Consider the following 14,272-nt stretch of genomic DNA (forward strand, 5'->3'; position numbering starts at 1 on the left):
GCCAATACTAATACTGTATAAATATACAGATAGAGGCATTGGCCATGGACAACACCCTTGCGAGTTCGGTGGCATGAACGGCGGCGCCAGCCTGGCCCGGCTGTTCGAGGAGCGACGGCTGTGGAAGGGGCAGGCCAGCGCCGAGGCGCGGCGCAGCCAGCAGCCCACGGGCGTCGCGGCGCTCGATGCCCATCTGCCCGGTGCGGGCTGGCCGGATGCGGCCCTCACCGAACTGCTGCTCGCCGGACCTGGCCAGGGGGAGTTGCAACTGCTCTGGCCGACCCTGGCCCGCCTGAGCCAGGCTGCCGAACGCATCGCCCTGATCGGTCCACCGCTGTCGCCCTATCCGCTGGCCTGGCAGGCGGCCGGCGTCGCCCTGGAGGCCCTGGTGGTGGTCCGCGCCAAGGGCGCCGAGGTGCTGTGGGCCGCTGAACAGTGTCTGCGTTCCGGTTGCTTCGGCGCGGTGCTCTGCTGGCCCGAACGCGCCGACGATCGCCAGTTGCGGCGGCTGCAGGTCGCCGCCGAGAGCGGTCGTACCCTGGCCTTCGCCCTGCGTCCGGCCGGCGCGCAGGAGAATCCTTCGCCCGCCGCCCTGCGCCTGCAACTGCGGGCACCCCTGGAGCGGGTGCACGTCCTCAAGTGCCGGGGCGGCCAGCCGGGCGTCCTCAGCCTGGCCGACGGCGCTTGAGGCGGCCATGCGCTGGGCCTGCATCCTCTTTCCACAGCTGGCGCTCGATGCCGTGCTGCGCCGTCATCCGGACCCGGAGCGGCCGCTGGTACTACTCTCCGGCCCGCCCCAGCGGCGCCTGTTGCAGGCGGTCAATCCGGCCGCCCGGGCCCTGGGGCTGCGCCCCGGCCAGACCCTGGCCGCTGCCCAGGCACTGACCCGCGACTTCGAACAGCAACTGCACGATCCGGCACTCATCGAAAGCGCCGAGACGCTGCTGGCTGCCTGGGGCTACGGCTTCAGTTCCCAGGTGAGCCGCCACTATCCGCGGGCCTTGCTGCTGGAGGTGCAATCCAGCCTGCCGTTGCTGGGGCCCTGGCCGCGCCTGGAGCGGCGCCTGCGCCAGGAGCTCCAGGCCCTGGGTTTTCGCCATCGCCTGGCCCTGGCGCCGAATCCGGTGGCGGCGCGGATGCTGACCAACGTCGCCGATGGCCTGGTCGCCTCCCTGGACGACCTGCCGGCGCTGCTCGCTCGCCTGCCGGTGGAGCGTGCCGGCCTCGCCCCCCCAGCAAGCCCAGGCCCTGGCGCGCATGGGTATCCGCCGGCTGGCGCAACTGCTGGCATTGCCAAGAGCCGAGCTGGCCCGGCGCTTCGCCCCCGAGTTGCTGCAGCAACTCGACCTGCTGCACGGCCAGCGTAGCCTGGCGCTGGACAGCTATCGCCCGCCCGCTCGCTTCCTGGCGCGGGTGGAACTCAACTTCGAGGTGGAGTCGCACCAGGCGCTGCTGTTCCCCCTGCGCCGCCTCACCGCCGATTTGGCCGCCTGGCTGGCCAGTCGTGATCGCGGCGTGCAGCGCTTCCTGCTCTGGCTGGAGCATCGCCAGGGGCCGGCCACCGCGCTCACGGTCGGGCTGCTGGCTCCCGAGCGCGAGGCGGCCCTGCTGTTCGAATTCGCCCGGGGTCGCCTGGAACAGTTGCAGGTGGTGGCACCGGTGCTGGCGCTGCGCCTGGAGAGCGAGGAACTGCCGGTCTTCGTCCCCGAGCGCCACGGGCTGTTCGACGAGCGCCCGGCCCAGGCGGTGGGCTGGGAGGTGCTGCGCGAGCGCCTGCGCGCACGCCTGGGTGAAGAGGCGGTGCTCGGCCTCGGCATCCAGGCGGATCACCGGCCCGAGCGCGCCCTGGTCTGGCGGCCCGAGCGCCCGCCGGAGGGCGCACTGCCCGGCCCGCGCCCGGGATGGCTGCTGCACGAGCCGCGTGCCCTCGACGGCCAGCCCAGACGCATCCTCAGCGGTCCCGAACGCATAGAGAGTGGCTGGTGGGACGGTGGCGATCAGCGCCGCGACTACTATCGCATCGAGGTGACCGATGGGCGCCAGGCCTGGGCCTTCCGCCACTACGGCGAGGAGACGCCCTGGTGGATCCAGGGCTGGTTCGCATGAGCGGCTATGCCGAGCTGCACTGCCTGTCGAACTTCAGTTTCCAGCGTGGTGCCTCCAGCGCTCGCGAGTTGTTCGAGCGGGCCAAGGTCCTGGGCTATGAGGCGCTGGCCATCACCGACGAATGCACCCTGAGCGGTATCGTCCGTGCCTGGCAGGCCGCCCACGACCTGGGTCTGCCGCTCATCGTCGGCAGCGAGCTGACCCTGGACGATGGCCTGCGTCTGGTACTGCTGGTGGAGGATCTGCCAGGATACGAAAGGCTCTGCGCCCTGATTACCCAGGCACGGCGCCGGGCGCCCAAGGGGCGTTATCGGCTGAGCCGCAAGGATCTAGACCAGGCGCTGCCGGGATTACTGGCGATCTGGCTGCCCGCGGGCAATCCCTCGGTCGAGGAGGGCGCCTGGCTCCAGGGTCGCTTTCCCGAGCGCCTCTGGATCGGCGTTGAAATGCTGCGCTCGGTCGACGACACCGCCCGGCTGGCGTACCTCCAGGCGCTGGGCGAACGCCTGGGGCTGCCGTTGGTAGCCTGCGGCGACGTACACATGCACAGCCGCGGTCGCCGCGCCCTGCAGGACGTGCTCACCGCCATCCGCCATCATCTGCCGGTGGCCGAGGCCGGCTATCGGCTGTATCCCAATGGCGAGCGTCACCTGCGACCGCTGGCGGCGCTCGCAGAGCTCTATCCCGCCGCCTTGCGCACCGAAACCTTGAAGATCGCCGCGCGCTGCCGCTTCGACCTGGGTGAACTGCGTTACCAGTATCCCCAGGAGGTGATACCCGCCGGTCAGACGGCCCGTACCTGGCTGGCGGAGCTGACCCGTCGGGGCCTGGCCTGGCGCTGGCCGGACGGCGTGCCGGACAAGGTCGCCCGGCAGGTAGCCCTGGAGTTGGCGCTGATCGCCGAGAAGGGCTACGAGAACTACTTTCTCACCGTGCACGACATCGTCGCCTATGCCCGCCGCCAGCATATCCTCTGCCAGGGCCGCGGCTCGGCGGCCAATTCGGTGGTCTGTTACGTCCTGGGCATCACCGAACTGAATCCCCTCACCGGCAACCTGCTGTTCGAGCGCTTCATCTCCCGCGAGCGCGACGAACCGCCGGACATCGACGTCGACTTCGAGCACGAACGCCGTGAAGAGGTCATCCAGTACGTCTTCCGCCGCTATGGTCGCGAGCGGGCCGCACTCACCGCGGTGGTCAGCACCTATCACGCCGCGGGGGCCCTGAGAGACGTGGGTAAGGCCCTGGGCCTGCCGCTCGACCAGCTCAATGCCCTGTCCGGCTGTGCCGGGCGCTGGACCGACGAGATCCCAGGTCCGCCGCGGCTGCGCGAAGCCGGCTTCGATCCGGACAGCCCGCTGCTGCAGCGGGTGCTCATCCTCGCCGGCCAGTTGATCGGCTTCCCCCGGCACCTTTCCCAGCATCCCGGCGGCTTCGTCATCTCCGCAGCGCCCCTGGCGACCTTGGTACCGGTGGAGAACGCCGCCATGGCCGAGCGTACCCTGATCCAGTGGGACAAGGACGACCTCGACGCCGTGGGCCTGCTCAAGGTGGACATCCTCGCCCTGGGCATGCTCAGTGCCCTGCGCCGTTGTTTCGACCTGGTCGCCGACTGGCGCGGCCAGCGCTGGACGCTGGCCAGCCTGCCCCAGGAAGATGCGCCCACCTACGCCATGATCTCCCGCGCCGATACGGTCGGGGTGTTCCAGATCGAGTCCCGCGCCCAGATGGCCATGCTGCCGCGCCTCAGGCCCAGGACGCTCTACGACCTGGTGATCGAGGTGGCCATCGTGCGTCCCGGCCCCATCCAGGGCGACATGGTGCATCCCTATCTGCGGCGCCGTAACAAGGAAGAGGAGGCGGACTATCCCCATGACGAACTGCGCCCCGCACTGGAGCGCACCCTGGGAGTGCCCCTGTTCCAGGAGCAGGTGATGCAGATCGCCATGATCGCCGCCGAATACACGCCAGGCGAAGCCGATCAGTTGCGGCGCTCCATGGCCGCCTGGAAACGCCATGGTGGCCTCGAACCCCATCGCCAGCGCCTGCACGACCGCATGGTCGCCCGTGGCTATCGCCCGGAATTCGCCGCGCGCCTCTTCGAACAGATCAAGGGCTTTGGCAGCTACGGCTTTCCCGAGTCCCACGCCGCCAGTTTCGCCCTGCTGACCTATGCCAGTTCCTGGCTCAAGTGCCATGAGCCGGCCGCCTTCGCCTGCGCCCTGGTCAACAGCTGGCCGATGGGCTTCTACAGTCCCGACCAGGTGCTCCAGGACGCCCGGCGCCATGGCATCGAGGTGCGTCCCGTGGCGGTACAGACCAGCGACTGGGATTGCCGGCTGGAGGCGGGCGCTGGCCAGCAGCCGGCGATCCGACTGGGGCTGCGCCTGGTGCAGGGGCTGGCGGAAGCGGTCGGGCGACGCCTGGTCGCCGTGCGCGGCGCGCAACCCTTTCGCGATGTGGAAGAACTCTGTCGACGGGCGGACCTGGATGCCCGGGCACGTGGGCAACTGGCCGACGCCGGTGCCCTGACGGATCTCGTCGGTGATCGGCATCAGGCGCGTTGGGCCGTGGCTGGGGTGGAGCAGCAACTGCCACTGTTCGAGGCGGCCAGCAGCGCGATGGAAGAGCGCCCGGCCTTGCCCGCACCCAGCGTCGCCGAGGAGGTCCATGCCGACTACCGCACCCTGGGCACCACCCTGGGACCCCATCCCTTGGCCCTGCTGCGCGGCGAACTCCAAACACGTCGCTGCCGGGATTTCAGTCAGTTGGCGGACATTTCGCCCGGCAGCCTGGTGCGGGTGGCGGGGCTGGTGCGTGGCCGACAGCGACCTGGCACGGCCAGCGGCGTGATCTTCGTCACCCTGGAAGACGAGCACGGCATGCTCAATGTGGTGGTCTGGCGCGCGGTAGGTGAACAGCAGCGGCGGCCTTTATTGCAGGCACGGTTGCTACAGGTCGAAGGGCATCTGGAACGAGAGGCGGGGGTACAGCACCTGATCGCCGGTCGGCTGACCGATCTGAGTCCCCTGCTCGACGAGCTTTTGGTATCGAGTCGGGACTTTCACTAGTGAAACAGCCATTAGCGAAGCAGCGGCGAACGAAGGAGAGGGGCTGGGGTAGGTGGCGCGGAGGGTGTATCGCGGGGAGACTATATTCTTGCGGACTTGCGGACTTGCGGACTTGCGGACTTGCGGAGGGACTGTCTTCCAGAGCGCCCGAGAGCGCCCGGAAGACAAGAATCGACCACGCAGTCTTAGCTGACGGCGTCTTTCAGGCCTTTGCCGGGCTTGAAGCCGGGCAGCTTGGCAGCGGCGATCTTGATGGTGGCACCGGTCTGCGGGTTGCGGCCTTCGCGAGCAGCGCGCTCTTTCACTGCGAAAGTTCCGAAACCGACCAGGCTAACGCTGTCGCCTTGCTTCAGGGCGTCGGTCACCGCGGTGGTGAAGGCGTCCAGGGCTTTGGCAGCGGTGGCCTTGGGCAGGTCGGCAGACGCGGCAATGGCGTCGATCAGCTCAGCTTTATTCATGTAAAAACTCCATGTGTGAGTATTGGCCAGGCAGTATAGCGGCAGCTTTGCCTTGCGTAGAGCCTTTGTGGGCCTCTACGTGGCCGGTTGAAGCAGCCTTGTTGTTCGGCGCTACAGGATACGCATAGCGGACGAAAGAACGATAGGGTATTCGATCAAGCAGGGGCATGAAAACCTGATCCGTACTGCATTTTCCAAGCTTTACAGCCCAGCCGTCATCTTTTTGGGCAGCGTCGAGGACCGTTTGGTTTCCTTTAGGCGACTCGGTCCGGGGAAAGATGGGGCTGCAAGGGTGGTGTCAGGGGCGGCAGGCCATAGGCCGCGCGGGCCGCATCGCAGTGTGGATTGGGCGCGCCGTTTTCCCAGGCCGCGGTGAATTCACGGCAGGTACTGGAGCGATTTTCGTAGATGGTGCAGCGCGTGCCGCAGCCGATCTCGCCCAGCAAAGCCGCGCAGCGCGTGGGTTTCTGCTCGGTACCCAGCATCGCCGCCAGGTGCGGGGACACGGCCACCGTCAGGTTATCGGGCACCAGGCCGCCTGCCGACTGGCATTCGCCCCAATAGAAAGACACGCGGAAATGGGCGCAGCAGGCACCACAGCTAAGGCAAGGATTCTCGGTCGACATGCACGAAGGCCATCGCAGAAACCGGCGGTGCCGGCGGGACAGGGGCTGATTCTAGGCAAGCGCCCGCAGGCTGCGAAGCCCCAGGCAACGACCGTTCGGCGCCGACCTACGGCAGTGTTTCGCCATGTCCTGATGCGACCAGATGTCGCTGCAGCCAGGCAATGAACACCCTGACCTTGGCCGGCACCAGGCGACGATGCGGATACACCGCGTGAATGGTGATGGCCTGGGTGTGCCAGGCGGCGAACAGCCGTTCCAGGCGGCCGGCGGCGATGTCCTCGTCCACCAGGAAGTCCGGCTGGCGGATGATGCCGTGCCCGTCCAGCGCCGCCCGATGCAGGACGCTGCCATTGTTGGCTCGCAGGTGTCCGGCGACCTTCACCTGCAAAAGCTCCTCGCCGCGCTGGAACAGCCAGGTGTCACCGTCGCTGGCGTAGCTGTAGAGCAGGCAGCGATGCTGGCCGAGATCGCTCGGCTGGTCCGGTCGTCCATGACGTTGCAGATAGGCGGGCGCGGCGCAGACATGCAGCTCCACCGCGCCCAACGGTTGCGCCACCAGGCTGGAGTCGCTCAGGTCGCCGATGCGCACGGCGAGATCGAAGCCTTCCTCGACCAGCCGGACCTGGCGATCGCTCAGCTCCAGATCGATGGCCACGTCCGGGTATTCGTGCAAGAAGCTGCTCACCAGCGGCGCGAGGTGACGCACCCCGAAGGTGAGGGGGGCACTGACCCGGAGGCGTCCCCGTGGTCGCTCGTGGCCTTCCTGCAGGCGATGTTCCAGCGCCTCGAGATCGCCCAGCAGCGGCACTATGCCCTCGTGGAGCGTGCGTCCGGCTTCGGTCAGGCTCAGGGTACGGGTGGTGCGCTGCAGTAGCCGCGTGCCGTAGTGGCGTTCCAGGGCGGCCAGGTGCTTGGTCAGTGCCGAGCGCGACAGCTCCAGGCGCTCGGCGGCAGCGGTCAGGCTGCCGAGTTCGACGATCTTCACGAAGGCCTGCAAGGCGCGAAGGATGTCCATGTATTGTTTCCATTGCGTGCACAGTCCATTCGCAGCTTGCTACTTTATTCGCGCTCTGGAAACAGGAGAATGAATCCATCCTTCCTCCCGCGAGACCTTGCCATGACCGCACCCACTGCCTCTACCGCTCCCTATGCCGCCCTCCTGCTGCGCCTCGCCTTGGGCGTCATGTTCCTCGCCCACGGCCTGACCAAGTTGCTGGTCTTCACCCTGCCGGGCACGGCGGGTTTCTTCGCTTCGGTGGGCTTCCCCGGCTGGCTCGCCTATCCGGTCACCTTCTTCGAGCTGGCCGCTGGCGTGCTGCTGATCCTCGGCGCCTGGGTGCGCCCCGTCGCGGCGGTGGCCGCCGTCCAGTTGTTCGTCGCCTCCACCGTGCATTTCGGCAATGGCTGGTCGTTCACCAATCCCAATGGTGGCTGGGAATACCCAGTGTTTCTCGCCGTGACTGCCGCTGCCCTGGCCTTGCTGGGTGCCGGCCACCTGTCCTGGGATGCCCGCAAGCACGCCTGATCACCCTGTCGCCGAGGTAACCGCCATGTCGCTTCCCACGCTGTTCATCTCCCACGGCTCGCCCATGGAGGCGCTCGATGCAGGTGCGGCAGGGCAGGCCTGGCGCCTCCTCGGCCAGACCCTGCCGACACCGGCGGCCATCGTGGTGGTCTCGGCGCACTTCGACACCCCGGTGCCGGTGTTCGGCACCGCCGAACGCCCCGCCACCGTCCACGACTTCTATGGCTTTCCCGAGGCGCTCTACCGCCTGAGCTACCCGGCGCCCGGTGCGCCGGCGCTGGCCGAAACCCTGGCGCAGGGGCTGCGCGAACAGGGTTGGGAAGCACGTACCGCGGAGCAGGGGTTGGATCACGGCGCCTGGGTGCCGCTGCGCTATCTCTATCCGGACGCCCGGATTCCCGTGGTGCCCCTGTCGATGAGCGCCGATCGCGGGCCGGACTACCACTTCGCCCTGGGCCAGGCCCTGGCGCCGCTGTTGCCAGCGGATACCCTGCTGATCGGTTCGGGTAGCCTGACCCACAACCTGGGTGACTTCCGCCGTGGCGGCTCTGACGCGCCCGACTACGTCACGGCATTCCAGGCCTGGATCCAGGAGCGGCTGCGCGAGCGCGATCTGGAGGCATTGCTGGACTATCGTCGGCGGGCACCCCATGCCCGCCAGGCCCATCCTACCGACGAGCACCTGTTACCGCTGTTCGTCGCCCTGGGCGCCGCGGCGGCCGAGGGTGAATTCAGGATTCACCACGATGGCATCGCCCATCGTGTCCTGGCGATGGATGTCTACGGCTTCTCTCGTCGAGAGCCTGTTCAATGTCTCGCGAGCTAGAGCCAAACCAGGCGCAACGACCAACGGGAGTAACAGCCAACGGCTGGCCCGCAGGGTGAGCGCCAGCGAATCTAAGAGCTGAGAAAGCGGATCGGACCCGCGCTCGGGTTTACGAGGGGTAAACGAGCATGGCGACGGGGCCGCCCAGGTGGGGCTGGCCTTCCAGGTCACTTTTAACGCAGTTTGGCCGACGCGCAGCAGTCTTTGCACAGGCGTTGAGACATTGATAGGCAAAAGGCCAGGTCGGTGACCGACCTGGCCTTTTCGCATTCGGGCCTTCAGTGGCGGCTCACTTCATCAGCCGAACAGTCCCGGCCCATAGCCCCACATCAGCACCGTGGTCGCCATCAGTACCTCGAGCACCAGCACCCCGATGGCCAGGGTCGAACCCGACATGATGAAGCCTTCCCGCTGATCGATGTTGAGGAAGCCGGGAATGCCGGTATAGAGCAGGTACGCCGAGTAGGCGAGGCCGACGATCCCGGCCATGGCGCACAGCCACACCAGCGGATAGAAGCCCACCAGGCCGCTGAGCAGCATGGGTGTGGCCACGTAGCCGGCGAAGAGGATGCAGCGGTTGGCGCTGGGCCGATCCGGATAGCGCCGTGCCAGCCAGTGGATCACATGACCCATGGCCACCACGGCGGCCATGATCAGCGCGTAGCTGATCACCGCCAGGACCACGGCAGTGGGCAGATCCAGCACATGGGCCTCGCCACCGCCGAAACGCCAGCCGAAGGTAGTGGTACCCACCAGGGACGCCACCACGGGAATGGCCGCCAGGAAGGCGACATGGTGGGCGAAGAAGTGCCCGACGGTTTCCCCCTCACGACGAATCTGTTGCCACTCGCGATCGGGATGGGCCAGCAGGCCCCAGACATGATTGATCATGATTCTGCTCCTCACCCGCCGTGGTCGCCGGCAGCGGGCCTTCATGGGATGGCGAACGCTAAAGCTGGAATGCATCTGGCGACACTCTTATGAGTATAGAAAAGCTCTGGAATGCGTCATGCGAGCCGACGAAGGGCAGGCTGCGTCGAAACGAAGCGACCAGTGGTCGTCGCAGCACCAGCTCGGTGCAATTTCCGCCTCGACAACGGACGAGAGCGGGCCAGAAAGCGATACTTGACCAGTTGGTCAGGATTTTGCTTGTTCAAAAGTACTGTTACCTCCACATGAGAGCCGCCATGCCTTCCTTCGACATCATCATCGCCGGCGCCGGCATGGGCGGTCTTTCCGCTGCCCTGGCACTGCGCCAGGCCGGCCATCGGGTACGCCTCTACGAGCGCGCCAGCGAACTGGCCCCCATCGGCGCGGCCATTTCCATCTGGCCCAATGGTGTGCGGGTACTCGAACGCCTGGGCCTGGGGTCGGCCATCGCCGCCGTGAGCGGCGACATGCGCACCATGAGTTATCACGACCATCAGGGCCAGTTGCTCACGCGCTTCAGCCTGCTGCCGCTCTACGAGGCGGTCGGCCTGCCGGCACGGCCCATCGCCCGGGCGCATCTGCAGCAACTGCTGCTCGACGCCGTGGGTATGGAGTGGGTGACCCTCGGCGTTGGCTGCGAAGACTTCGAGCAGGACGAGCAGGGGGTGACGGTCCGGCTCAGCGACGGCCGCCAGGAGCGCGCCGACCTGTTGATCGCTGCCGACGGTACCCACTCGCGCTTGCGGGATCGCGTCGTGGGGCAGGCGATCACCCGCGACTACTGTGGCTACGTCAACTGGAACGGCCGGGTGCGGATCGCGCCTGATCTGGCCGATGCCCACGAATGGGCGCAATTCGTCGGCGATCACCAGCGCGTTTCGCTGATGCCCATGGGCGGTGACGAATTCTATTTCTTCTTCGACGTGCCCCTGCCCAAGGGCACGCCCAACGACCGCGCGCGTTACCGCGCGGAATTGGCCGAACACTTCGCCGGCTGGGCGCCACCGGTGCAACGGCTCATCGAGCGGCTGGATCCCCAGGGCGTCGCCCGGGTGGAGATCCACGATACCCGGCCCTTGGCTAAGCTCGTCCGCGGCCGGGTGGCGCTGCTGGGTGATTCGGCCCACGCCATGGCGCCGGACCTGGGGCAGGGCGGTTGCCAGGCCATGGAGGACGCCTGGGTGCTGGCGCGCTGCCTGGAAGCCGAGGCCGAGCCGCTGGCAGCCCTGCAGGCCTACGAGAAGGCCCGGCTGGAGCGGGCCGCCGGCATCGTCGAGCGGGCCCGCAAGCGCTGCGAGATCACCCATGGCCACGATCCCGAAGCGACCCAGGCCTGGTATGCCGAACTGGCCCGGGAAACCGGTGAAACCGTGATCGCCGGCCTGCGCAAGACGGCCGATGGCGGTCCGCTGTGAAATAGCGGATGCACGGCGTGACGATTGACGGCGGCGGGGGTCGAAAGGCCCACGTCCTCGTCGCCCCAGACATCGTTGGAGAATCGCCCATGCGCCTGCGTCTCGCCCTGACCCTCGCCAGCTCCTTCGCCCTCGCCCCGCTGGCTTTTGCCGCCGAGGGCGGCTGTCCCTATCCGCAGACGGTGAAGTTCGCCGGTCCCAACTGGGAGAGCGGCATGTTCACCACCGAGGTGCTGCGGTTGCTGGTGGAGAAGGGCTATGGCTGCCAGACCGACAGCGTGCCGGGCAACACCGTGACCCTGGAGAACGCCCTGGCGCAGAACGACATCCAGGTCACCGGCGAGCAGTGGGCCGGGCGCAGCCCGGCCTGGCGGGCGGCGGAAAAGGCCGGCAAGGTGTTCGCCGTGGGCGAGACGGTCAAGGGCGCCACCGAGGGCTGGTGGGTACCGGAATACCTGGTCAAGGGCGATCCTGCCCGCGGCATCGCGGCCAAGGCGCCGGACCTCAAGAGCGTGGCCGATCTGCCGCGCTACAAGGAGTTGTTCCGTGACCCGGAGGAGCCGGGCAAGGGCCGCTTCCTCAACTGCCCCACCGGCTGGACCTGCGAGATCGTCAATAGCCAGAAGCTCAAGGCCTATAAGCTGACCGACAGCTACACCAACTTCCGCACCGGTACCGGTCCTGCGCTGGACGCCGCCATCGCCACCGCCATGCGCCGTGGCGAGCCGGTGCTCTTCTACTATTGGTCGCCGACGCCGCTGATGGGCCGCTACAAGCTGGTCCAGCTGGAAGAGCCGCCCTTCAGCGAGAAAGCCTGGGAAACCCTCTCGGACCCGAAGAATCCCAATCCGTTGCCCTCGCGTTCGCTACCGGCCAAGATCACCATCGGCGTCTCCCGCGACCTGCACGACAAGGCCCCGGCCCTGGTGGCGCTGTTCGAGAAGGTCGAATTCCCCCTCGACCAGTTCAACGGCATCCTTGCCGGCATGGCCGAGAAGCGCGAAGACGCCCAGGTCGTGGCCAAGCGCTTCCTCAAGGAGCATCCGGAAGTCTGGACGACCTGGCTGCCGGCGGACAATGCCGCGCGGGTGAAGGCGGCGCTCTGAGGGCCGCATGAGGGATAATGGCGGTTTTCCGCGTTGGAGCCGCCCATGACCGTCGCCGCCCTTACCATGTACGTCGAGCCTGTCGAGGTACGCGACGCCTATCGCCAGCTGACCGACGCCGTGGCGCGACGCCTGGGGGCGACCCTCGAACCGGCGCCGGAAGAACTGCCGGCGCTCTGGACTCATCCAGAGCTGTTGCTGGCCCAGACCTGCGGCTATCCCTGGGCGACCCGCCTGCGCGGTCAGGTCTGTCTGGTCGCCGCGCCGCGCTATATCTTCGAAGGCTGTGCCGAGGCCGAGCACTGCGCTTTCATCCTGGTGCCGGAAACGCTGGAGGTGCAGAGCCTGGCCGACCTGCGCGGCAAGCGCGTCGCCCTCAACGGCCTGGACTCCAACACCGGCATGAATCTGTTGCGCCACGCCGTGGCACCCCTGGCCGAGCGGGGACGCTTCTTCGGCGAGGTGATCGTCAGCGAGAGCCACGCCAACAGCCTGGCGCTGTTGCAGCAGGGGCATGCCGATGTAGCCGCGGTGGATGCCGTGACCTATGGCTATCTACAACGCGCCGAGCCCGGGCGCGTCGCCGGCCTACGTCTGTTGCAACGTACCCGACCGAGCCCGACACTGCCCTTCATCACCGCGGCCAGTCGCTCCGAGGCGGAAGTGGACGCCTTGCGGACGGCCTTGAATGCTAGCCTCGCGGCTGACCCCGAGCTGGCCAGCATTCTCGCCATCGACGGTGTCACGGCGGTGGACGAGGCGACCTACCTGCCGCTGCTGGACTGGCGGCGAGAGGCGGTGGAAAAAGGTTATCCGGTGATTGCATAAGACCTATCGCGGCCATGGGCCGCTCCTACGGACGTAGGCACACTGGCTGACCGCGATCTTGCCGGGGCTAATGGAGATGAACGCCTGCGCGGATTACTCCCTCTCCCCTTGGGAGAGGGTTGGGGGGAGGAGCGCCCCCTGCCACGAAGTCCCCAGCGGAAACAGCTGCGCCATTTCCCACGCTGCGGCTCCACAACTGATGTCCCCCTATAACGCTAAGGCAGTTGCTCCTACATTCAACCGAACTGTAGGAGCAACTGTCTTATCGCGGCCATGTCGGTGCGCCCTAGCGACCGCTCTGGTCTGGACTATCGCGGCCATGGGCCGCTCCTACAAAAGCATCACCCCCTGTAGGAGCGGCCCATGGCCGCGATTAGGTACTTGTACCGCGGTCGGTCCGCACGCATCCAACCTACACCCGCGCCCCCTCCTGCAACCGCCGCAACTCCACCAGATCATGACTGCAGAACAGCGTCAGCCCCAGATCCTGGCGCAGGGAGAGCTCGCGTAGCCGGGCCTGGTTCTCCAGACGGCTGGCTCGGTCGGTTTCCATCAGCCGTTGATAGAACCTCAGGCCCGGCGTGCAGTGGCGTTCGGGGCGGCCCATCTCGCCACGGTAGAAGTAGGCGTCGCCCGCGTGCAGCAACCAGCCGCCCTCGTGCTGGATGGCGATCCCGGCATGACCCGGGGTATGGCCGGGCAGCGGGATCATCAGGATTTCCGGCGGCAGGCCAGGCAGGTCGCGCACGCTGGCGAAGCCCTGCCAGGCCTCGCCCCGGGGTTCATGGAACTGCCAGTGGCGGATGCCTTGCCACTGCCTCGGGCTGTAGCGTCGCTGGCCGATGAAGCCGTGGCGCTGCCGCTGGGCCTCCCATTCGCGCTGCAGTACATGGACCTGGGCCTGGGGAAAGTCGTCCAGCCCGCCGGCGTGATCGAAATCCAGGTGGGTCAGCACGATGTGGCGCACATCGCCGGGCCGAAAGCCCAGTCGGCGGAGCTGCGCCAGGGCACTGAGTTCGGGATCGTACTGGATGCGGTTCATCAGCCGGAAGAAGGGACTCAGCCGCCGCCCACGTTCCTTGAGATCGACTTCGCCGAAGCCGGTGTCCACCAGCACCAGGCCGGACTGGTCGGTTTCCACCAGCAGGCAATGGCAGGCGAGGTGGGCGGCGAGTCCACGGCTGAAACCGTCGTACAACGCCCCGCCCAGGGGACACATGCAGCCGCAGTTGAGGTGATGGATACGCATGATCGGCTCCGCGAGGGTGTCCTCCGGTAGAAGAGGCAAGCACCGGCAAAGTTCGAGCGCAGCGGTCGTCCGCGCGTACGTCAAGGCTTGCCAGGAGGTTTGGGCAGGCCTAGGGTGGCGACGATCAATCGA

General features: G+C 67.3%; 12 protein-coding genes and 1 pseudogene. 8 read left to right on the plus strand and 5 right to left on the minus strand.

All coding sequences use genetic code 11. The annotated features are described in order from the left end of the window. The first annotated feature begins 73 nt into the window (after positions 1-73). From imuA to AR540_RS07140, 3 genes and pseudogenes are all read left to right on the plus strand, one after another. Entirely contained in the window at positions 74-688 is a 615-nt protein-coding gene (imuA, locus tag AR540_RS07130) for a translesion DNA synthesis-associated protein ImuA (RefSeq protein ID WP_059227330.1), read from the plus strand. Positions 689-695: 7 nt separating this feature from the next. Next, positions 696-2,106, plus strand: a pseudogene (locus tag AR540_RS07135) (Y-family DNA polymerase). Next, a complete protein-coding gene (locus AR540_RS07140; protein WP_059227332.1) occupies positions 2,103-5,177 on the plus strand; it encodes an error-prone DNA polymerase in 3,075 nt (1,024 codons plus the stop codon). The pseudogene AR540_RS07135 and the gene AR540_RS07140 overlap by 4 nt, the downstream one beginning before the upstream one ends. A gap of 185 nt (positions 5,178-5,362) precedes the next feature. Here the strand turns inward: AR540_RS07140 and AR540_RS07145 are convergent, their stop codons facing one another. From AR540_RS07145 to AR540_RS07155, 3 genes are all read right to left on the minus strand, one after another. Beyond that, positions 5,363-5,635: an HU family DNA-binding protein gene (locus AR540_RS07145; RefSeq protein ID WP_007159052.1), complete on the minus strand. Its 273-nt coding sequence runs from the start codon at positions 5,633-5,635 to the stop codon at positions 5,363-5,365. Positions 5,636-5,889: 254 nt separating this feature from the next. Continuing rightward, on the minus strand, positions 5,890-6,261 hold the full coding sequence (locus AR540_RS07150) for a YkgJ family cysteine cluster protein (protein WP_059227333.1): 372 nt from the start codon (positions 6,259-6,261) through the stop codon (positions 5,890-5,892). Between the two features lie 106 nt (positions 6,262-6,367). Further along, a complete protein-coding gene (locus AR540_RS07155; RefSeq protein ID WP_059227335.1) occupies positions 6,368-7,276 on the minus strand; it encodes a LysR family transcriptional regulator in 909 nt (302 codons plus the stop codon). 102 nt (positions 7,277-7,378) lie between these two features. Here AR540_RS07155 and AR540_RS07160 point away from each other — a divergent pair, with 102 nt between their 5' ends. Together AR540_RS07160 and AR540_RS07165 are read left to right on the plus strand one after the other, a co-directional pair. After that, complete coding sequence (locus tag AR540_RS07160; protein WP_059227336.1) at positions 7,379-7,786, plus strand: DoxX family protein; 408 nt, start codon at positions 7,379-7,381, stop codon at positions 7,784-7,786. A 25-nt stretch (positions 7,787-7,811) separates the two neighbouring features. After that, positions 7,812-8,612 carry a DODA-type extradiol aromatic ring-opening family dioxygenase gene (locus AR540_RS07165; protein ID WP_059227338.1) on the plus strand — a complete coding sequence of 267 codons (801 nt, stop codon included), beginning with the start codon at positions 7,812-7,814 and terminating at the stop codon, positions 8,610-8,612. Positions 8,613-8,909: 297 nt separating this feature from the next. Here AR540_RS07165 and AR540_RS07170 read toward each other — a convergent pair whose 3' ends face one another. After that, a complete protein-coding gene (locus tag AR540_RS07170) occupies positions 8,910-9,503 on the minus strand; it encodes a Yip1 family protein (protein WP_059227340.1) in 594 nt (197 codons plus the stop codon). Positions 9,504-9,799: 296 nt separating this feature from the next. Here AR540_RS07170 and hpxO point away from each other — a divergent pair, with 296 nt between their 5' ends. From hpxO to AR540_RS07185, 3 genes are all read left to right on the plus strand, one after another. Then, the gene (gene hpxO, locus AR540_RS07175; protein WP_059227342.1) at positions 9,800-10,957 is read left to right on the plus strand and encodes an FAD-dependent urate hydroxylase HpxO; all 1,158 of its coding nucleotides are present in this window, start codon (positions 9,800-9,802) and stop codon (positions 10,955-10,957) included. An 89-nt stretch (positions 10,958-11,046) separates the two neighbouring features. Next, positions 11,047-12,063 (plus strand): ABC transporter substrate-binding protein, encoded by a 1,017-nt coding sequence (locus tag AR540_RS07180; RefSeq protein WP_059227344.1) that lies wholly within the window; start codon positions 11,047-11,049, stop codon positions 12,061-12,063. A gap of 45 nt (positions 12,064-12,108) precedes the next feature. After that, the gene (locus tag AR540_RS07185; protein ID WP_059227346.1) at positions 12,109-12,891 is read left to right on the plus strand and encodes a phosphate/phosphite/phosphonate ABC transporter substrate-binding protein; all 783 of its coding nucleotides are present in this window, start codon (positions 12,109-12,111) and stop codon (positions 12,889-12,891) included. A gap of 412 nt (positions 12,892-13,303) precedes the next feature. On the opposite strand, the gene AR540_RS07190 is transcribed toward AR540_RS07185, so the two are convergent. After that, entirely contained in the window at positions 13,304-14,140 is an 837-nt protein-coding gene (locus AR540_RS07190; RefSeq protein WP_059227349.1) for an MBL fold metallo-hydrolase, read from the minus strand. Positions 14,141-14,272 lie beyond the last annotated feature (132 nt).

Source organism: Pseudomonas sp. EpS/L25 (assembly GCF_001512295.1).
Lineage (GTDB): Bacteria > Pseudomonadota > Gammaproteobacteria > Pseudomonadales > Pseudomonadaceae > Chryseomonas.

Bases quoted from the DNA above. Each gene is read 5' to 3' on its own strand.
- imuA (WP_059227330.1), top strand. From the start codon at position 74: ATGAACGGCGGCGCCAGCCTGGCCCGGCTGTTCGAGGAGCGACGGCTG.
- AR540_RS07140 (WP_059227332.1), top strand. From the start codon at position 2,103: ATGAGCGGCTATGCCGAGCTGCACTGCCTGTCGAACTTCAGTTTCCAG.
- AR540_RS07145 (WP_007159052.1), bottom strand. From the start codon at position 5,635: ATGAATAAAGCTGAGCTGATCGACGCCATTGCCGCGTCTGCCGACCTG.
- AR540_RS07150 (WP_059227333.1), bottom strand. From the start codon at position 6,261: ATGTCGACCGAGAATCCTTGCCTTAGCTGTGGTGCCTGCTGCGCCCAT.
- AR540_RS07155 (WP_059227335.1), bottom strand. From the start codon at position 7,276: ATGGACATCCTTCGCGCCTTGCAGGCCTTCGTGAAGATCGTCGAACTC.
- AR540_RS07160 (WP_059227336.1), top strand. From the start codon at position 7,379: ATGACCGCACCCACTGCCTCTACCGCTCCCTATGCCGCCCTCCTGCTG.
- AR540_RS07165 (WP_059227338.1), top strand. From the start codon at position 7,812: ATGTCGCTTCCCACGCTGTTCATCTCCCACGGCTCGCCCATGGAGGCG.
- AR540_RS07170 (WP_059227340.1), bottom strand. From the start codon at position 9,503: ATGATCAATCATGTCTGGGGCCTGCTGGCCCATCCCGATCGCGAGTGG.
- hpxO (WP_059227342.1), top strand. From the start codon at position 9,800: ATGCCTTCCTTCGACATCATCATCGCCGGCGCCGGCATGGGCGGTCTT.
- AR540_RS07180 (WP_059227344.1), top strand. From the start codon at position 11,047: ATGCGCCTGCGTCTCGCCCTGACCCTCGCCAGCTCCTTCGCCCTCGCC.
- AR540_RS07185 (WP_059227346.1), top strand. From the start codon at position 12,109: ATGACCGTCGCCGCCCTTACCATGTACGTCGAGCCTGTCGAGGTACGC.
- AR540_RS07190 (WP_059227349.1), bottom strand. From the start codon at position 14,140: ATGCGTATCCATCACCTCAACTGCGGCTGCATGTGTCCCCTGGGCGGG.